We start from the raw sequence: 17,834 nt of genomic DNA, 5'->3' as shown, positions 1-17,834 counted from the left end.
AAGCCGTTGCACTTAAGAAGTTGTAATCGGGCCAAAGTTAACGGCCGCGCTGGCGGCGCTGCAGTTCTGCTTCACGGTCAGTGTCTACCCACCACGCATCCAGATCCATGGCGTATTTGGGGAAGGGTTCGGGGTAACCAAACTTATCCCAAATGGCGATGCGGGTCTCCCCAGAGTGGTAGTGGGGAATCACATAGAACCCCCAGCGCAGCACCCGATCCAACGCGCGCGTGGCGGTATCCAACTCTTCACGGCCCTCAGCACTAATGATCTCCTCCACCAGTGCATCGACCGCCGGATGTGCCAGCGCCATCCGGTTACGGCTTTGCGGTGCTTCGGCGGCGGCGCTGGTCCAGAAGTCGCGCTGTTCATTGCCCGGGTTGTTCGACTGAGGGAAATGACTGATCACTATGTCATAGTCATAATTACGCTGTCGGTTTAAATACTGATTAATATCAACGATACGCAGCGACGTCTGTACCCCTAAACGGGCCATGTTGCGGAGCATTGGCTGCACCACCCGTTCAAGCCCTGAGTCGTAGAGCAGCACTTCCAGGCTTAAAGGCCGCCCGGTTTGTTGGTTAACCAGTATGCCGTCTTCAACGCTATAACCTGCCTCGCGGAGGAGATCGAGCGCTTTACGAAGCCGCTCACGCAGCTCGATGGGCTGATCGATAGGCAGGGGCTGAGTGAACAAACGGTCAGAACCATGAGAGGCAATCAACTCCTCCCGAAAGGGCTCCAACAGCGCCAGTTCCTCCTCAGAGGGTAAGCCGGTGGCTTCCATCTCTGAATTTTGGAAAAAGCTCTCGGTGCGCTGATAGGTACCGTAAAAAATATTGGTGTTGAGCCACGGGAAGTCGAAGGTCAGGCTCAACGCTTCCCGCACCCTGGGGTCTTGGAACTTCTCTTTACGCAGGTTGAAAACAAACGCCTGCATCATCGAAGGGTTAACGTCCGGTACCGTTAGCCGCTTAACCAAGCCCTCTTCATAGGCTGGAAAATTATAGCCAATCGCCCAGGTGGCGGCGCGTGCATCGGTACGGAAGTCCGTCAGTCCCGCTTTAAAAGCTTCCCAGGCAATATCCCGATCACGGTAGTAGTCGTAAATGATGCGATCAATATTGTATCGGCCAACGTTGACCGGCAAATCTTTACCCCAATAATCTTCATCGCGCTGATAAACAATTCGCCTACCTGGGTCTACTTCGCTAATGCGATAGGGCCCGGAGCCTGGGTGTGCCGCAAGGGTGGGGGAGGTGAATTCGCGGGGCTCCCAGTAGTGGCGGGGGAGTATGGGTAACTGGGCGACTATTAACGGCAGCTCTCGGGATTGAGTGTCGTTGAAGGTGAACCGTACCTGATGCTCATTGAGGGCGATGGCTTCTTCCACTCCCGCGTAGTAACTGGCGTAAAACGGATTTCCCTCTTCGCGGAGCAGGTTAAGCGAGAACACCACATCGTAGGCCGTGACAGGTTCCCCATCTTGAAAACGCGCTTCAGGGCGCAGGTCGAACTCAATCCACTCCCTGTCAGGGTCAAGGCGCACGCCTTCGGCCAGCAAGCCGTAGAGGCTAAAGGGCTCATTGGGGTTGCTGACCATAAGGGTGTCATAAATTTGTGAAATGCCGGTAACTGGCGTGCCGCGAATAATAAACGGATTGGTCGAGTCAAAGCTGCTCCCCACGGCGGTATGGGTAATGGTGCCGCCTTTGGGGGCCTGTGGGTTTACGTGAGGGAAGTAGGGGAAGTCGGCTGGCAGCTCGGGGCTATCGTAAAGCGATAACCCATGAACTGTTTCAATAGGAACCACGTTGTTTGCGTCGGTGTTCAAATCACCCACCACATTAGTGTTGGTGGCGGTGATAGACGTCGACTCTGACGCTATTGTTTCGGCGTCTGAAGCCAGTATTGAAACGTTGGACAGCAGGCCACTGATGAGTAGAAGCGTTTTCGCAAAAAACAAACCACGCGGCATTTGAGACATCCCATGTGAACAAAGCCAACTAGTTAACCCGGTTTAACGCCCTGAAAGTGTCAGCAGTTGGCCTGGTTGCAGAGTGCTGGGGCGGTCAATCGCATTCCAGCGTATAAGGTCTTGCTGGTCAATATTATACCGGGCCGCAATCGCAGAGAGACTGTCGCCTCTTTCAACGCGGTGGGTATTGCCACGGCTGTTTTGCGCAAGCGCTTGGTTGCTGTCTTGTGTTTGACTGCCGCCTTGAGAAAGCTGCGCTAGCATCTGGGTATCCACTTCTTCAGGTACCAGCAGTGTCTGAGCACTACGGGGGTCAATGCTGCCATTGAGCAAGCCAGGGTTTAATTCGGCTAACGCGGTTTGGCTGACACCCAGCAGTTGAGAGGCTTCTGAAAGCGTCACTGCTTGGGCCAACTTAACTTTAGCGAAGGCCGGATCAACATGTATTTCCGGCAAGCTGACACCGTACTGCTCAGGGTCGTTAATGATGGTCACGATGGCTTTCAGTTTGGGCACATACTGCATGGTTTCATAGGGCAGCGAGAGATCCCAGTAATCACCGTTTAGGCCTTGGCTTTGGGCCTGGCGTCGAGCGCGGTTAACGGTGCCTGCGCCGGCGTTATAAGCCGCTAATGAAAGCATCAGATCGCCTTCATACCACTGATCGGCCTGCATTTCCAAGTAGTCCAGCGCCGCTTCGGTGGAGGTTAAAACGTCTAACCGGCCATCGTAGTTTCCGTTGCGTACCAAACCCAATGCATCACCAGTGCCGGGCATAAACTGCCATAGCCCAGCAGCGCCGCGATGACTTCGCGCGCCTGGGTCAAAGGAGCTCTCGACGAAGGGGATTAACGCGACTTCACCAGGCAGGCCACGCTCGCTAACTTGCTGGGTAATCCAGGCAAGCCAGGGAGAGGCGCGTTCGGTGATAGTAGCAATGTTTTCGGGGCTGGAACGGTAGTGCTCAATCCATTCGTCTACCCGTGCTTGGGCCTCGTCTGGCAGTGACTTCTCTTGCCACTGAAAGCTTTTACGCAGCGTTGTCCAAGCGTCCTGAGGTTCCAGCTCCAGCGCCTCCCAAAAATGGATTCGGAACGGCGTGGGGCGTGGTTTTGTAGCGTCTACTGATTTACTGGTTGATGCCGTAGATCCTTCATAGGCTGTCGCAGAGGCTTGTGAGCTTGCCGCAGCGGCTAACATTAGGCCCATTATTACGGTACTGCCAGCGCTCAGCATCAAGCGCTGGCGAATCGTTCGATAGGTCATAGTTGCATTCGTTTGGTTTCGATAGCGTTCTTAAAAACGGTTCTTCCACTCGCGTAGAGTGGTGAACGTAGCGAGATCATCATTATTAACACCCTGGGTGCCTGCCGCTTGGCGCACGCTATCAGTGCCCACACGGAGGTAGGGATTAATTTTCAGCTCGCGTCCTATCGTGCTGGGTAAGGTGGGGCGATCCAATGCCCGCGCCTTTTCACACTCCTGCAAGGCGTGTTTGACGTCTTCGTTTTCAGGATCCGCAGCACGGGCAAACGTTAGGTTTGCCTGAGTGTACTCATGGGCTGCAAAGACCAGTGTATCTTCAGGGAGTTCCGCAAATTTTTTCAGCGCGGTGTACATTTGCTCCGGGGTACCCTCGAATAAACGACCGCAACCCGCGCAAAAAAGGGTATCACCGCAGAACAGTAGTGCAGGGATACCCGCTGTGAAGTAGCTGATATGATCCAGCGTATGGCCGGGGGTCGCCATGACGTCAAACAAGCGACCCATAATGCGGACTTCGTCGCCATCACCCACGGTTTCATCGATGCCTTCAATCTTGGGATTGTCGGGGCCGATAACGTGCGGAGAGTAGCGTTTAATTAATTCTGCTAAACCACCGGTATGATCATGATGATGGTGAGTAATCAGAATGCAGCTTAGGGTGAGCGACTCACGCTCAAGAAACTCGATCACCGGGGCAGCTTCACCGGGATCCACCACACAAACGCTTTGACTGGTATCTTGTCTTAATAGCCAAATATAGTTGTCGCTAAGGGCGGGGATCGGTGTCACGCTCATCATCGGCGAGATCCTTTAAGTTACGAAAAAACACATCAAACATTGCGCTTATTAGCGCTAAATCGGTGCGTAAAAGGCGTTAAAAAGCCGTTACTGTGGAGGGAAGCGCTGTTCATGTCAAATTCGACGATGGCCACGACACTGGCTAAGCGCTTACAAAGTAGCCAGCCTTATTGGCAAACAGAGGCGGGGCGTTCGCTGTGGGAAACACAGCGTGCCTGCTTAGGGCCCGTGGTGGAATCGCGTGTGGGCGGCCACAGCTTGGAAATGAGCATGGGGCCGGCACTGATGACCATGTCGGCCATTGCGCACCCCATACGCTGGTTGCCTACGCGTCAGTTAGCCGAAAACGATAGCACCTTGGTATGCCCACCGGATCAGCTTGCGCTGCCGGATCGCTGTTTAGATGTGATGGTCATCCACCACTGGCTTGAGCACTTAACCGATGCCCACTTTACGCTTCAGGAGGCTGCGCGTGTCACTGCTGACAACGGCATTATGGTGCTGTTTGGTTTTAACCCTGTCGGTGTGAGTGGTCTTACCCGGCAGTTGCGAAAGCGCCAACAGACGTTTCCCTTGAGCGGTACCTGGCGCTCGGCTAGCCGCCTGCGGGACTGGTTGGCGTTTGTCGACTTTGAGGTGGAGCGGGTAGACTATTGCTGTTTCAGGGGGCGGATGAACGCCAAGTGCGGTGAGTATTGGGAGTCGTTAGGGCGGCGGCATAACCTGCCGCTGGGCGAAAGTTATATGATTCAAGCACGCCGACAGCAGCGCCAAGCGCCAGTGCAGCGTTTGAAATTTGGTTTGAAGGCGCCAGTGTCCCCGGCGTCGTTGGGTGTTACCCGCTCAGGCTCATCCGCCCACTATCAAACGCCTCCCGCTAGAACATCGCAAGCCAAAACACGGCAAACGGATAGGCACACAGCTGATTCAAATAAAGTTGATCCACAGAAGCCTGTTTTACATAAATCTGTTCTACATAGACCGGGGGATCAGGAGATTGACTAAAGAGGCGGCGGGAGATCTACCTCGGGTAACGGTGTATACCGATGGGGCTTGTAGGGGTAACCCAGGGCCCGGCGGATGGGGTGTTGTACTGGCGAGTGGCGAGCATGAGAAAACCTTGAAAGGCTATGAAGCAGATACCACTAATAATCGCATGGAGTTAATGGCTGCGATTATGGCGCTACGCACCCTCAATACCCCTTGTGAAGTGGCGCTTTGGACTGACTCCCAATATGTACGCCAGGGGATTACCCAGTGGATTCATAACTGGATCAAGCGCGGCTGGAAAACCGCTGCCAAGCAGCCGGTCAAAAATGCCGAACTGTGGAAGACCCTGCACGAAGAGACCCAGCGCCACCAAGTCGAGTGGCACTGGGTAAAAGGGCATAGCGGCCACCCTGGCAACGAGCGCGCCGATGCGCTGGCCAATGAAGCGATTGATGAGCACCAAAAGAGGAGAGCATGATGCGTCAGGTGATCTTGGATACTGAAACCACGGGTATTGACCCCAAAGATGGCCATCGCCTAGTCGAAATTGGTGCTATTGAGATGGTCAATCGACGCTTCACTGGTCGCACTTATCACCAATACATCAATCCTGAGCGGCATATCGATGCTGAAGTAGTCGCCGTTCACGGGATTGATGATGCCAGAGTCGCTAACGAGCCGGTATTCGCGGCAATTGCCGATGAGTTTTGGGCATTTATCGAAGGCGCGGAGCTGGTGATTCATAACGCCCCCTTCGATGTGGGCTTTATTGACCACGAGCTGGGCATGTTGAATCGGCAGCGTAAATCCCCTGTGTTGGGGCCGGTAAGCGATCATTGCGGCGTATTAGATACGCTGACCATGGCGCGGAAGATGCACCCCGGTCAGCGCAACAGTCTTGATGCATTGTGCAAACGCTACGATATCGACAATGGCCACCGGGTACTGCACGGCGCACTGTTAGACTCTGAAATCCTCGCCGAAGTCTACCTGGCGATGACCGGTGGGCAGACCGCGCTGACCTTAGACGCGGCCTCCGCAGCGGAACAGGAACAGGCGGATACCTCCAATGAGGGGATGTCGATTCAGCGGCTTTCTTTAACGCCGGGCCAGTTGCGCGTGGTGCGGCCAACCGATGAAGAGCGAGCGGCCCATCAGGCCAAGTGCGAGGCGCATCAATTGAACTGGTTTGAGGGTGCGGCCAGCGATGCTTAGGCGAGAAATCCCCCATCACGAACAAGCTGGTCGGGTTATTCGGCTGTCGCGTAGCCTATTGGCGCCCGCACCGTTAAACGGTAGTGAAGAGTTGACCCCGCTGCAGCCCTATCAACCCTGGACAGAGCAGATGCAGCCGCTGTGTTACTGGGATGATGAGCCGGTGGCGCTGCTTGTGGAATCCCAAGCTGGAAACGATTGGATTGATGGTCGTCAATGGATGAGCGAGCTTTCAACCGTTTGGTTTAGCCTGCTTTCCACGGCGCTGCAGGTAGGTGCTTGGTTAGAGAATCACCGTTTCTGCGGTCGCTGTGGTGCACCGGCCACCAAGCTAACTGCGGAATTTGCTATGCACTGCCACGCCTGTGGGCACCGCAACTATCCGCGTATCTCACCGTGTATTATCACGCTGGTGACCAGCGGGGAGGCGATGCTGCTTGCCCGCAGTCCGCGCTTTCCACCCGGGCGCTACTCCACCTTGGCGGGTTTTATCGAGCCTGGGGAGTCAGCGGAAGAGGCGGTGCATCGTGAAGTGTTTGAGGAAGTGGGCGTGCATATCGATCAACTGCGTTATCACCAAAGTCAGGCGTGGCCATTCCCGCACTCGTTGATGTTTGGTTACTTCGCCGAAGCCACCACCCGGCGCATTCGCATCGATGGGGTGGAAATTAGCGATGCGGCGTGGTTTTCACCTCGTCAGTTGCCCTCTCTGCCGCCGCCTTACTCGATATCCCGCGAACTAATCGAAACCCATTTGGCACGCTGGCGCGAAGAGTAAGCGGCGCCGCGTGCCGATATGACGATTACTCGCTAGGGAATAAGCTAGTCAGCTTAGTGGCCAGCATGACATTACCAGTCGCTTTTAGCTTACCGGTCATAAAGGCCGTCATACCATTGATCTCACCGCTCATAATGCCTTTTAGCGTGTCAGTGGTTAGGCTTAAGCTGACAGAAGGATCGTCGTGCTCACCTTCTTGTACGTCCAGCGTGCCATCCTGGATATTTAAGTAGTAGCTGCCCGCATCGGTAAAGTGAAACTGGAAAACTTCATCCATGCCCTTTGCCGCTTCCGGATTAAAACGCGCTTTTAACTTCTCAAGGGTGTTGTTTGACATAACATATCTCTCGGTTAAGTAGATCAGGCTAAGGCTAGCGACCAGAGCCAAAAGAAACAATCGTAAAGGCAAGCGAGGTTATTTCATACGGGCGTTCCAATCAAGCGCGCTAGTCACTATCAGCATACGCATATACAACGTACGAGCTATAAAGGAATTAATCCTCTAATGGAGAACGTCAATGAGTGAATGGGTAGCAGAGATAGGCACCTTTGTTGTGCAAACCACCATCGTGATGGCGCTGATAGGCTTTGGCCTGCTGCTGATTGCACGAACCAAGCAGGACAAAGAGAGCGAGCTGAAACTCACGATCGAGCCACTTAACGATCAACGACGCCGCCGTGTCCGGCGTTTGCGGCTGGCTGCCACGCTCCCTGGTGCGCGCAAAAAACTGCTGAAACTATTTCGCAGTGAAGATAAAAAGCGTCACAAGGAGCACAAAACGGAGCAAGACGGCGCCTCAGCGCCAAGGGTTTGGGTGCTCGACTTCCATGGCGATCTGAAAGCCTCGCAAACCGAGCATTTTGCTCAAGAGGTATCGGCCATCATCGGTGTCGCCGCTAAGGAAGACGAGGTAGTGGTGCGTCTTGAGTCCGCGGGTGGCCTGGTGCATGCCTATGGGTTGGCAGCGGCGCAGTTAGACCGGCTGCGTACGGCGGGGTTAAACACAACCGTCTGTATCGACAAGGTGGCGGCAAGCGGTGGTTACCTGATGGCCTGTACTGCACAGCACATCAAGGCCGCGCCTTTCGCAGTGATTGGTTCCATCGGCGTGGTGGCACAAGTTCCCAATATTCATCGCCTGCTTAAGCGCCATGATGTTGACGTCGAACTGCTTACCGCCGGTAAATACAAACGTACCTTAACCGTGCTGGGTGAAAATACCGAAGAGGGTAAAGCGAAGTTCTTGGAGGATTTAGAGAATACGCACCGCTTGTTTAAAGGCTACGTGGCAGAACGGCGTCCCAGCATGGATATTGACACCCTCGCCACAGGCGAGATTTGGTACGGTAGCGAGGCGCTATCTTTACAGCTTGTCGACAGCGTAGGGACTAGCGAAGCCTATCTGGTAGAACGTATGACCGAGGCGCAAGTATTCACAGTGAAGCTAGAAGCCCCTAAAACCGTCAGTCGTAAACTGGGGTTGGCCATTTCAGAAGGTGTTGAAAAAGCAGCGCTGAAAGCGCTTGGTCTAATCGACGCCGCTGGGTGGCAGCGGCGCTGAGATTAAACCCTGAAGCGTTATGCAGCGTAATGGTGTGCCAAGGTGTCAATCACGGCCTTGGCGCTTTCGCTGCTTAACGAATAATAGATGGTTTGTGACTCCCGTCGGGTATCGACGAGCTCATCACGCCGCAAAATAGCCAGATGTTGCGAAAGTGCCGACTGACTTAACGCAAGCTGTTGATTAATTTGCGTCACTGACAGCTCTTTCTCGGCAAGAAGGCAGAGGATTTGCAGCCGTTTTTCATTGGCCAACGCTTTTAGCAGGTTGGTTCCCGCCTCAATAGCGCGACAGTTATGTTCAAGCAGGCGTGTAGCGGCGCTTGTAGAAGCAGACATAATGATCTCCTTGCCTACACTGTTACATCAGCGTTTTATAAGCATTGTTTTAAAGGCGTCGTTTTAAAGGCATTGCTGTACGTTGTCGAGGCATCGTCGCGTCGCGAGGACCATGTTCTTTAATGATCAGTAATTTAGCGAGTTTTGTCCAAACTTCTGTTTAACGGTTAATCAATGGTAGTCATTCGACACCTTGTCGACAATGCTGGTGCCTGTCTACCGCTTTGGTCGCTATTTAGCCCATAGTATGAGGGCGAAATATCGGTTTCCTTTATAAAGTGTCAACAATCCTTTTTGATCGCTACTACAAAAAAGATAGGGACACCATGAGCCGCTACCAACACACCTTCCAACGCTCCATCGAACACCCTGAATCGTTCTGGGCCGAGCAGGCCAAACGTATTCCCTGGTATACGCCGCCTAAAACCATTCTCAGCTACGATAAGCAGAGCCCTGGGAAAGAGCATGCTCGTTGGTTCAGCGACGGTGAAATGAATCTTAGCTACGCTGCACTGGATTATCATGTCGAAAATGGGCGCGGTGATCAGGCGGCGATTTTCTGGGATTCACCTGCCGCACAAGCCAAACTCACCCTTAGCTACCGAGAAATGCGCGATAAAGTGGCGTATTTTGCGGGGGCGCTAACGCAACTAGGCGTCACTAAGGGGGATCGTGTGGTGATTTATATGCCAATGATCCCCGAAGCGCTGGTGGCCATGTACGCCTGCGCGCGGCTTGGCGCTATTCACTCGGTGGTATTTGGTGGCTTCGCCCCCCATGAGCTGGCGGCGCGGATTGAAGACGCCGAGCCTAAAGTGGTGGTTGCCGCTTCCTGCGGTATCGAGCTGGGCAAGGTGTTGCCCTATAAGCCAATGGTAGACCAAGCCGTTGAATTAAGCGCCCATAAGCCGGATGCCTGCGTCGTTTATCAGCGTGAAGCGCACCGGGCTGAACTGGAGGAGGGCGATTACGACTGGGAAGAGTTGGTTGCGAAGGCGCCGTTTGCTGAATGCGTGCCGGTGAAGGGAACCGACCCGCTGTATATCCTGTATACCTCAGGCACCACCGGAAAACCCAAAGGTGTTATGCGCGATACGGGTGGCTACGCGGTAGCGCTGGCCTATTCGATGCAGGCGATCTACGCCATGGAGCCCGGTGAAGTGTTCTTTACCGCCTCGGATGTGGGCTGGGTCGTTGGGCATTCCTACATTGTTTACGCCCCCTTGCTACTTGGTTGCACCACGGTGGTATACGAAGGGAAGCCGGTAAAAACCCCCGATGCGGGCAGCTTCTGGCGCTTGATCGAGGAGTACCGGGTGAAGAGTTTCTTCACTGCGCCCACGGCCTTCCGTGCGATTAAGAAAGAGGATCCTGATGCTAAACTGTTACTGAACTACGATATCAGCAGCCTAAAGCACCTCTATGTGGCCGGAGAACGCCTCGATCCACCCACGTTTCACTGGCTGGATGACCTTTTGGACGTGCCGGTGATTGATCACTGGTGGCAAACTGAAACCGGCTGGCCCATCGCCGCCAACTTGCCCGGCATAGAGGCCGTGCCCACCAAAGCGGGATCCGCAACGTTCCCCGTTCCTGGCTTCAATGTGCAGGTGCTCAACCGTGATGGTGAACAGGCCAAACCCATGGAGCAGGGCAGTGTAGTGATCAAACAGCCCATGCCGCCAGGTTGTTTGACCGGCGTTTGGCGCGACGAGAAGCGTTTTCATAGCGCTTATATGGCGGCGTTCCCCGGTTATTATTTGACCGGCGATGGCGGTTATTTTGATGAGCAGGGTTATCTGTTCATTATGGGCCGTACCGATGACGTTATTAACGTGGCAGGGCACAGACTCTCGACCGGTGAAATGGAAGAGGTGGTTGGCGCCCATCCCGCGGTGGCCGAGTGCGCGGTGATTGGGATTCATGACGATCTTAAAGGGCAATTGCCGATTGGCTTGGTGATTCCTAAAGATGGTTTTAATGGCGATGAAGCGACACTGGAGGCCGAGCTCATTGCGCGGGTTCGCGAGCATATTGGCCCAATTGCCTGCTTCAAGCAGGTGTTAGTGGTCGACCGCTTACCCAAAACCCGTTCGGGTAAAATTCTGCGCAAGCTACTGCGCACGATTGCCGATGGCAAAGAGTTTGGTATTCCCTCCACCATTGATGACCCCACCAGCCTGACCGATGTTCACGCCGCCATGCGTGAACGCTCGGTAGGTGCCGCTGATAAAGCCACACCGCTGGATTGATGCGGCTACTTTTTATTAGCCAAGTGCGAGGGCATGCAGATTGCCAAGGGGTGGCGGCTTCCATCCCTTGGCTTTTAATATCATGTATAAGCCGTATAATGCGCTCCCCAGAACAGCGCCAGTTTTATCAACGTTGATTTGGCGATGCGCATACTACCCCGAGGGTTCCCTAACCCCTCTTATCTATTAAAAAAAGGTCTACCCGCATGTTTGCATTGAGTGAGACTCAACACCGCCGTTGCCTAATGGTGATGGTGGCTTTCCATATCGGCATTATTGCCGCCAGTAACTATCTCGTTCAGTTGCCGTTTACGCTGTTTGGCTTTCATACCACCTGGGGCGCGTTTAGCTTCCCGTTTATTTTTCTAGCCACCGACCTAACGGTACGTCTGTTTGGCAAAGGGCCGGCGCGATCGATTATTCTGCGCGTTATGCTTCCCGCACTGCTGGTCTCCTATGTGGTATCCGTGGTATTTCCCCGCGGCAGCTTTGCCGGGATTGAGGCACTTTCGGAGTGGAACCTGTTTGTCGCCCGTATCGCCCTCGCCAGCTTCCTGGCCTATGTGATTGGCCAGTTGCTGGATGTACAAGTGTTTGACCGCTTGCGCCAGTGGGCATGGTGGGTAGCACCCGTTTGCTCAACGGTGTTGGGTAACCTGGCTGACACCTTTGCATTCTTCTCGGCGGCGTTCTATAACAGCCCAGACCCCTTTATGGCCGCCAATTGGATAGAAATCGCCGCCGTTGACTATGCCATTAAGCTCGCTATCAGCCTGCTGTTTTTCCTTCCGCTGTATGGCTTGCTGCTTGCCTGGCTAACGCGCCGCTTGGTGGTTTGGACAGGCCAGGTGGATGCCGAGCCCCGTACGGCGTAATCGCGTAAACACACAGAGTCCGCAAGGCTGAGGAGCTAGCATGACTGACGTTGCCACCGTTGATCTCCACTTTATCGATATGCCCGCCGACGAAGCCGCCGCAGATACACCTCCGCTGGTGGTGATTCATGGTTTGCTGGGGAGTGCCGATAATTGGCGTTCGCACTTAAAAGTGTGGCAGGGCAGCCGCCGGGTGATTGCGCTGGATCTGCGTAACCATGGCCGCTCACCCCATGCAGAGGGAATGCGTTACGCCACCATGGCGGATGACGTGATAGCGCTATTGGACAAGCTCTCGATCGAGCGCGCTCATGTGCTGGGCCACTCCATGGGTGGCAAAGTGGCGATCAGTTTGGCGCGCTTGGCGCCTGAGCGGGTGGCGTCGTTGATTGTGGCGGATATTGCCCCGGTGGCTTATGAGCATGGCCACGATGATGTGTTTGCCGCGCTCGATAATGTGCGGGAAGGTCAACCCAAAAGTCGTCGTGAAGCCGATGATCTGCTGGGCGAGCATGTTGAGTCGCGACCCACACGGCTGTTCTTGGCCACTAATCTGGTGCGCAATGACGATAACGTGATGGCGATACGGGTGGGCTTAGATCAGATCAAGCGCGGTTATAGCGACATTATCGGCGTGCCCGATGGCGAGCAGCCTTTTGAAGGCCCGGCGTTGGTGCTACGCGGCGGCGATTCTCACTATGTGGCTGACGATATGATCCCCGCGCTGCGTGAAGTGTTACCCCGCGCTCGTGTGGTAACGCTCAAAAATGCCGGCCACTGGCTACACGCCGACCAGCCGGAAGCCTTCCAGCAGGCAGTGACGGCGTTTCTAGACGCGCAGTAGATGCGTGTTCAAATACTTAAGAAGCGCTGTTTTATCAGAGTGGCGTGACCGTTAAGCCGTGCTGCTCTGGGTAATGCAGGGAACGATTCAAAATTCGGTAGCTATCCACATCAAAGCTTGCGGGCGCTGCTGTAGCGCCCGCTGACTGCCCCTCAATAGCAATGCTGCCCGGCCACGGCCAAACATTGACCTGAAGCTGGGTGAGCGCTTCCTGCGCCCCCTGGGTATGCGCTGCTATCGACTCCTGACCATTGCACGCGCCACGGCACTTGCCCACCTGATTGGCAAAACAACGCCCCTTACCTTTTGCAAAAATTAAAGCTGTTTCGCTCATGGGCCGCCATGGTAGTGGATGGAGAGCTATTAATACTTGGTTATAAAGTGTGTGGATCTACTGCTAAACGCGATACGGGCAGCGTCTCGTCAGTAAGGCCCATTTTGTGTAGAAAGGTTTCAAAGTCAGCGTAACGGCGGCTATCTAACGCCGCGGGGCTCAGCGCCATGCGGCGCAGGATGTCCTCCCAGGCGTTGGCGTTAATGTCATTATCGAGCACAGGGTGCGCGCTAATCAGCAGCTCCCAGGCGGCGTCAGGGTTGTCGATAATCCAGTGGCTCGCTTGCTCAACGGCAAGCACAAACCGAGACCAGGTATCAGCGCGGCGCGCAAGCGTATCGCTATTGGCCAATACCACCAGGCCGTCATTACGGGGGATATCTAACTCATCGAAGCGAATGACGTGGGTGTTAATGCCTTCAGTCGCCAACTGCTGAGGAAGGTAGTGGTAAAAGCCATCGGCGACCGCGTCAATCTGACCCTCCCGCATTGCTCGAATGGGGTCGAAGTGCAGGTTGATGGGCGAGGTGAAATCATCGGTTTGCTGTACCGAGCGGGGGAGTAAACGCGGGATGCTCAGGTCGCGACCTTCTCCGGTGGTATAACCATAGTGTAACCCTGCCAAGGTATTTTCGGTTTCCGCCTGCTCCTCGCCCGCCACAATGACCGCCGTCAGCGAGGTTTCGATCAGTGTCGCGATGCGGACGATTGGCGCGCCGTTATGAGCCTGCATATGAAGCAGCGGCTGGCGGGTCAGCGCCAAATCGACTTCACCTGCGGTTAGCAGCTTGATAGCGATGGAGGGGTCGGCCGGTGACTGAATCTCCACTTCAAGTCCTTGGGCAGCGTACAGCCCTCGCTCTTTAGCAATCACCAAGGCTGCGTGCTGCGGGCTCAAGTACCAATCCAGCATTAGCGTGATGTGTTTAACCGGCGGTGGTTCGAGCGGCGGTGCCGGGGTTTGCGCCGTGGTGGGCACTTCCTCGACGCTTTCGCTGTCAATGTTTCGCCAAAATGCTTCCGGCACCTCAACATCTGTATCTAGCGTCAGCGGGGCCGTTTCTGAAGGGCTTTCTTCGCGCTCTTCATTTGCGTAAATAACTGAATTAGAAAACAATAAGGTGACGATAAGACTCAACAGGATAGGGTGCCAACAGCGTAAGAGGCAACGCAACATAGTCAGTAACTCCAGGGGTTGTAACGGCGAAGTGTAGCCGCCTGGGAAAGCTTCTGACCAGCCCCTTGAGCATAAGGGGGCGCTGAGAAGAGACAGTAAATTCAACGGTTACATGCAATAATAGCGCTGTATTGATGTAGAGACGGAGAGTCATGGACACAATTTATACGTTCTTTTTGGTAGGCGGTTCTCTTATGGCCCTCAGCATTTTGGCCAGCCGCTTATCGTCGATGATGGGTGTGCCGCTGCTGCTGATCTTCCTTGGGCTAGGCATGCTAGCAGGTGAAGAGGGCGTACTGGGCGTAGTGTTTGACGATTACTCCATGGCCTTTGCCATCGGCCACCTCGCGCTGGCCATGATTTTGTTAGACGGTGGCTTACGTACTCGCCTCAAAACCTTCCGAGTGGGTTTTAAACCCGCGCTTTCCCTCGCGACCTTTGGCGTCTTTATCACCAGCGCCATTGTTGGCGTTATCGCGATGTGGATTTTTGACCTAACGATAGTACAGGGCCTGCTGGTTGGCGCCATCGTAGGTTCAACCGATGCCGCTGCGGTTTTCTCCATGCTTAGCGGTCGCGGCGTTAATCTCAACGAACGGGTAGGGGCGACGCTGGAGATCGAGTCGGGTACCAACGACCCGATGGCAATTTTCCTGACCCTGATGCTGGTTGAGCTGCTTGTTGGTGATATTGGCGGCCCCGTTGAAACCCTGCTGTTTTTCCTTTCCCAGTTTGGTATTGGTTTGATTGTCGGCCTAGGGGGCGGTTGGCTGAGTGCCAAGCTGCTTCGCTGGCTCGATTTAGCCCCAGGCCTTTATGCCATGCTGGCGCTGGCGCTGGGGTTCAGCGTATTCGGTTTAACCAGTGTGCTGGGCGGTAGCGGATTTTTGGCCATCTACCTTGCTGGTTTGATGATTGGTAACCAGCCTGGGCGCCACCTTAACTTTATTCTGCCGGTGCACGACGGCTTGGCGTGGCTAAGCCAAATCGGCCTGTTCCTGGTACTTGGCCTGCTGGTTACACCCAGTGAGTTATGGGACGTGGCACTGCCCGCGGGTTTGGTGGCACTGGCGCTCATCTTTATTGCCCGCCCGTTGGCGGTGCTGATCACCATCAAACCGTTCTTTAAATTCCGCTGGCGGGAAACCTTCTTCATTGCCTGGGTGGGCTTGAGAGGGGCGGTGCCTATCGTGCTGGCTATTTTCCCGGTTATCGGTGGGGTAGAAAACGCCTCGCTCTACTTTAATGTGGCCTTCGCCGTGGTATTGATGTCGCTACTGATTCAGGGCGGCTCACTGACGCTGATGGCCAAGTGGTTGAAGGTGGAAGTGCCGGTAGGCACCGTGCCTAACCGGCGCGGCCCGCTGGGCATCCTGCCGGAAAACGACTTTGAGCTGTTTGTGTACGGAGTCGAGAACCAGGATTTAGAGGACGTGCCTATTCGGCTGCTGCGTTTTCCATCAGGTGCTTTGATTTCTGCACTGTTCCGCGACCACGCCATGTTGCACCCCAAGGGCAGCACACGCTTGAAGCTGGGTGATGTGATTTGTGTGATCGGCCGCTCAGAGGACTTGTACGCGCTTAACCGACTATTCAATGGCGATGCCAAGCTCAAGCAGGAGCGCGCCTTCTTCGGTACCTTTACCCTGGATGGCAGCGCGCAAATGCATGATATCGCCCAAGCCTATGGCCTAACGCTCAGCCCCGGTGAGCAGGACATGACACTGGCGGAATTTATCGCCCTGCGCGTGGGTGGCCACCCGGTTATCGGGGACGACGTCGATTGGCACGGCATTCATTGGGTGGTCAGCGATATGGAAGGCGGAAAGATTACCCGCGTCGGGTTACGTTTGTACTAAAAGGCGTTGACTTCCAAGGAAAAGCTGTTAGTATACGCACCCATAAGCCGGAGGGATGGCAGAGCGGTTGAATGCACCGGTCTTGAAAACCGGCATAGGTTAATAGCCTATCCAGGGTTCGAATCCCTGTCCCTCCGCCACTATTAAAAAAGCCCCGTAAATCAATAGATTGCGGGGTTTTTTGTTTGCCAATTTCACTACTCAATTTCACCACTTTTTTCACTACTCTTCATGTCTATGGGCTAAGCACAGATAGGTGCTTTGACCCAGTGGAATATCTGGCGGGTGAGCATCGGTGCTAAGCCCACCACCATATACCACCCCACCTAGCAGCCTAGTTGCCTAAAATATCGAGCATAGCCCTAGAAGCTCCTGTGAGCGTGTAGGGGCTACGATAAGGGTGTTAGGTAGGCTACCCTACTGGGTAGGGGCTAGAGCGGCTTGTACGGCCTTTCAGCAGGGKGTATAAGCTTCATTACAGCGTGGGGGCACTGTTGCGCCCTTGTTTGGAAAATAGAAGCAGGAAATCCTGCTATTAAAATGGACAAATCTGTCCATTTAAAAGGGACTAATCAGTCCCTTTAACTCTGCGAACCTGTAGAGCTAATAGCGCGGTCTTCGCAGTTTACAGTCTATTATTGCTTATATCTGGGTAATAGCGGGATTTCCCGCCTTTCCCCCATTACTGGAATACCAGTATCGGAGGGTTGGTAGGGGCTGGTGTCAAACCGGTAATAGCCGGTTAGGCTGCTTTGCTCCAAAGGCGCTTCACAGTGGATAGACTGACACCAAGGCTCTGAGCCACCTGACTCTGACTCTGGCCTTCAGCTTTGAGGGCTTGTACCTCTTTAGCTGAGGTGGCAACAGGACGCCCTAGGGCCTTGCCTTGACTCTGTGCACGCTGCAAGCCTGCCTGAGTGCGCTCTATCAGTAAGTCACGCTCAAACTCTGCCACTGAGGATAGAACAGACATAACCATCTTTCCGGCTGGAGAGGTAAGGTCAGCTCCACCAAGAGCTAGGCAGTGAACTCTAATCCCCTTGGTTTCAAGCATCTTTACTGTTGATTGAACATCAATACTATTACGACCCAGCCTATCCAGCTTAGTGACAACCAGAACATCCCCTTGCTCCATGCGCTCTAATAGCTTCTGGAACCCCTTGCGCTCTGAGGCACATGTAGAGCCGCTAACTGTCTCTTCCATCACCCGATACTCTGGAATGTCAAAACCAGCAGCTTGAACTTCTTGAATCTGGTTTGTGGTGGTTTGGTCGTTGGTGCTGACCCTGCTGTATAAAAAAGTGCGTGCCATGTCGTGCCCCTTTCTGGTTGTTACCAAGATGGTTTCAAAAACGTGGTGTCATAATAGCAGTATAGGTTCATAAGTCAAACCCTATTTTATGACACCATTTTGAGACTGGTTTTCAGAGGGGTCACAAACGGTGATTTTTGCATGGCAGACTCCTTCAACGCGTGCTGATATATTTCTTTTGGGAATATACTTATTCAATTATGTGCTTTTTGCGTAAGAAAGCCATAAACATTTTGTCTTACTTAACAGAAATGCC

Annotated in this window: 17 protein-coding genes and 1 tRNA gene; 10 read left to right on the top strand and 8 right to left on the bottom strand. The window is 54.1% G+C overall.

What is annotated here, in order from left to right; translation table 11 throughout:
- Positions 1-37: 37 nt before the first annotated feature.
- From RO22_RS23155 to gloB, 3 genes are read right to left on the bottom strand one after another with little or no spacing between them, the layout of a single operon-like run.
- On the bottom strand, positions 38-1,978 hold the full coding sequence (locus RO22_RS23155; protein WP_022523345.1) for an extracellular solute-binding protein: 1,941 nt from the start codon (positions 1,976-1,978) through the stop codon (positions 38-40).
- Between the two features lie 42 nt (positions 1,979-2,020).
- The gene (locus tag RO22_RS23150; RefSeq protein WP_022523346.1) at positions 2,021-3,244 is read right to left on the bottom strand and encodes a transglycosylase SLT domain-containing protein; all 1,224 of its coding nucleotides are present in this window, start codon (positions 3,242-3,244) and stop codon (positions 2,021-2,023) included.
- Positions 3,245-3,274: 30 nt separating this feature from the next.
- Positions 3,275-4,042: a hydroxyacylglutathione hydrolase gene (gloB, locus tag RO22_RS23145; RefSeq protein ID WP_009287828.1), complete on the bottom strand. Its 768-nt coding sequence runs from the start codon at positions 4,040-4,042 to the stop codon at positions 3,275-3,277.
- A 111-nt stretch (positions 4,043-4,153) separates the two neighbouring features.
- Between gloB and RO22_RS23140 the strand changes: the two genes are divergently transcribed.
- Genes RO22_RS23140 through nudC form a run of 4 tightly spaced genes read left to right on the top strand, consistent with a single transcriptional unit; the run spans position 4,154 to position 7,025 of the window.
- Positions 4,154-5,047 carry a class I SAM-dependent methyltransferase gene (locus RO22_RS23140; RefSeq protein WP_022523347.1) on the top strand — a complete coding sequence of 298 codons (894 nt, stop codon included), beginning with the start codon at positions 4,154-4,156 and terminating at the stop codon, positions 5,045-5,047.
- Entirely contained in the window at positions 5,040-5,510 is a 471-nt protein-coding gene (gene rnhA / locus RO22_RS23135; protein ID WP_022523349.1) for a ribonuclease HI, read from the top strand. Before RO22_RS23140 ends, rnhA begins: the two co-directional genes overlap by 8 nt.
- Positions 5,510-6,247 carry a DNA polymerase III subunit epsilon gene (gene dnaQ / locus RO22_RS23130; protein ID WP_041159509.1) on the top strand — a complete coding sequence of 246 codons (738 nt, stop codon included), beginning with the start codon at positions 5,510-5,512 and terminating at the stop codon, positions 6,245-6,247. Before rnhA ends, dnaQ begins: the two co-directional genes overlap by 1 nt.
- Entirely contained in the window at positions 6,240-7,025 is a 786-nt protein-coding gene (gene nudC / locus RO22_RS23125; RefSeq protein WP_022523351.1) for an NAD(+) diphosphatase, read from the top strand. The genes dnaQ and nudC overlap by 8 nt, the downstream gene beginning before the upstream one ends.
- Before the next feature lie 25 nt (positions 7,026-7,050).
- Here the strand turns inward: nudC and RO22_RS23120 are convergent, their stop codons facing one another.
- On the bottom strand, positions 7,051-7,362 hold the full coding sequence (locus RO22_RS23120; protein ID WP_022523352.1) for an SCP2 sterol-binding domain-containing protein: 312 nt from the start codon (positions 7,360-7,362) through the stop codon (positions 7,051-7,053).
- 181 nt (positions 7,363-7,543) lie between these two features.
- Here RO22_RS23120 and sohB point away from each other — a divergent pair, with 181 nt between their 5' ends.
- The gene (sohB, locus tag RO22_RS23115; protein ID WP_022523353.1) at positions 7,544-8,587 is read left to right on the top strand and encodes a protease SohB; all 1,044 of its coding nucleotides are present in this window, start codon (positions 7,544-7,546) and stop codon (positions 8,585-8,587) included.
- Positions 8,588-8,604: 17 nt separating this feature from the next.
- On the opposite strand, the gene RO22_RS23110 is transcribed toward sohB, so the two are convergent.
- A complete protein-coding gene (locus tag RO22_RS23110; RefSeq protein WP_022523354.1) occupies positions 8,605-8,925 on the bottom strand; it encodes an ArsR/SmtB family transcription factor in 321 nt (106 codons plus the stop codon).
- Positions 8,926-9,203: 278 nt separating this feature from the next.
- Here RO22_RS23110 and RO22_RS23105 point away from each other — a divergent pair, with 278 nt between their 5' ends.
- The 3 genes from RO22_RS23105 to RO22_RS23095 all read left to right on the top strand — a co-directional run bounded on the left by RO22_RS23105 (position 9,204) and on the right by RO22_RS23095 (position 12,896).
- Positions 9,204-11,177: a propionyl-CoA synthetase gene (locus tag RO22_RS23105; protein ID WP_258955954.1), complete on the top strand. Its 1,974-nt coding sequence runs from the start codon at positions 9,204-9,206 to the stop codon at positions 11,175-11,177.
- A gap of 206 nt (positions 11,178-11,383) precedes the next feature.
- The gene (locus RO22_RS23100) at positions 11,384-12,052 is read left to right on the top strand and encodes a 7-cyano-7-deazaguanine/7-aminomethyl-7-deazaguanine transporter (RefSeq protein ID WP_009287831.1); all 669 of its coding nucleotides are present in this window, start codon (positions 11,384-11,386) and stop codon (positions 12,050-12,052) included.
- 40 nt (positions 12,053-12,092) lie between these two features.
- Positions 12,093-12,896, top strand: a complete 804-nt coding sequence (locus RO22_RS23095; RefSeq protein WP_022523356.1) for an alpha/beta fold hydrolase — start codon at positions 12,093-12,095, stop codon at positions 12,894-12,896.
- A gap of 34 nt (positions 12,897-12,930) precedes the next feature.
- Here the strand turns inward: RO22_RS23095 and RO22_RS23090 are convergent, their stop codons facing one another.
- Together RO22_RS23090 and RO22_RS23085 are read right to left on the bottom strand one after the other, a co-directional pair.
- On the bottom strand, positions 12,931-13,230 hold the full coding sequence (locus RO22_RS23090; RefSeq protein ID WP_022523357.1) for a hypothetical protein: 300 nt from the start codon (positions 13,228-13,230) through the stop codon (positions 12,931-12,933).
- A gap of 40 nt (positions 13,231-13,270) precedes the next feature.
- Entirely contained in the window at positions 13,271-14,407 is a 1,137-nt protein-coding gene (locus tag RO22_RS23085; protein WP_022523358.1) for an ABC transporter substrate-binding protein, read from the bottom strand.
- Positions 14,408-14,559: 152 nt separating this feature from the next.
- Here RO22_RS23085 and RO22_RS23080 point away from each other — a divergent pair, with 152 nt between their 5' ends.
- Positions 14,560-16,266, top strand: coding sequence for a potassium/proton antiporter (locus tag RO22_RS23080; protein WP_022523359.1), 1,707 nt, complete (start codon positions 14,560-14,562; stop codon positions 16,264-16,266).
- 49 nt (positions 16,267-16,315) lie between these two features.
- Positions 16,316-16,406, top strand: a tRNA-Ser gene (locus RO22_RS23075).
- Between the two features lie 602 nt (positions 16,407-17,008).
- On the opposite strand, the gene RO22_RS23070 is transcribed toward RO22_RS23075, so the two are convergent.
- A complete protein-coding gene (locus tag RO22_RS23070; protein WP_022523397.1) occupies positions 17,009-17,578 on the bottom strand; it encodes a recombinase family protein in 570 nt (189 codons plus the stop codon).
- Positions 17,579-17,834 lie beyond the last annotated feature (256 nt).

The organism is Halomonas sp. KHS3, from assembly GCF_000830495.1.
Classification (GTDB): Bacteria; Pseudomonadota; Gammaproteobacteria; order Pseudomonadales; family Halomonadaceae; genus Vreelandella; species Vreelandella titanicae.
Note: the sequence above shows the minus strand (reverse complement) of the source record. Positions and strands in the feature narration are given on the sequence as shown.

Excerpts from the sequence above, each read along its gene's own strand:
- RO22_RS23070 (WP_022523397.1), bottom strand. The coding sequence starts at position 17,578 with ATGGCACGCACTTTTTTATACAGCAGGGTCAGCACCAACGACCAAACC.
- RO22_RS23150 (WP_022523346.1), bottom strand. The coding sequence starts at position 3,244 with ATGACCTATCGAACGATTCGCCAGCGCTTGATGCTGAGCGCTGGCAGT.
- dnaQ (WP_041159509.1), top strand. The coding sequence starts at position 5,510 with ATGCGTCAGGTGATCTTGGATACTGAAACCACGGGTATTGACCCCAAA.
- gloB (WP_009287828.1), bottom strand. The coding sequence starts at position 4,042 with ATGATGAGCGTGACACCGATCCCCGCCCTTAGCGACAACTATATTTGG.
- RO22_RS23140 (WP_022523347.1), top strand. The coding sequence starts at position 4,154 with ATGTCAAATTCGACGATGGCCACGACACTGGCTAAGCGCTTACAAAGT.
- RO22_RS23080 (WP_022523359.1), top strand. The coding sequence starts at position 14,560 with ATGGACACAATTTATACGTTCTTTTTGGTAGGCGGTTCTCTTATGGCC.
- RO22_RS23095 (WP_022523356.1), top strand. The coding sequence starts at position 12,093 with ATGACTGACGTTGCCACCGTTGATCTCCACTTTATCGATATGCCCGCC.
- RO22_RS23085 (WP_022523358.1), bottom strand. The coding sequence starts at position 14,407 with ATGTTGCGTTGCCTCTTACGCTGTTGGCACCCTATCCTGTTGAGTCTT.
- RO22_RS23155 (WP_022523345.1), bottom strand. The coding sequence starts at position 1,978 with ATGCCGCGTGGTTTGTTTTTTGCGAAAACGCTTCTACTCATCAGTGGC.
- RO22_RS23110 (WP_022523354.1), bottom strand. The coding sequence starts at position 8,925 with ATGTCTGCTTCTACAAGCGCCGCTACACGCCTGCTTGAACATAACTGT.
- RO22_RS23090 (WP_022523357.1), bottom strand. The coding sequence starts at position 13,230 with ATGAGCGAAACAGCTTTAATTTTTGCAAAAGGTAAGGGGCGTTGTTTT.
- RO22_RS23120 (WP_022523352.1), bottom strand. The coding sequence starts at position 7,362 with ATGTCAAACAACACCCTTGAGAAGTTAAAAGCGCGTTTTAATCCGGAA.
- sohB (WP_022523353.1), top strand. The coding sequence starts at position 7,544 with ATGAGTGAATGGGTAGCAGAGATAGGCACCTTTGTTGTGCAAACCACC.
- nudC (WP_022523351.1), top strand. The coding sequence starts at position 6,240 with ATGCTTAGGCGAGAAATCCCCCATCACGAACAAGCTGGTCGGGTTATT.
- RO22_RS23100 (WP_009287831.1), top strand. The coding sequence starts at position 11,384 with ATGTTTGCATTGAGTGAGACTCAACACCGCCGTTGCCTAATGGTGATG.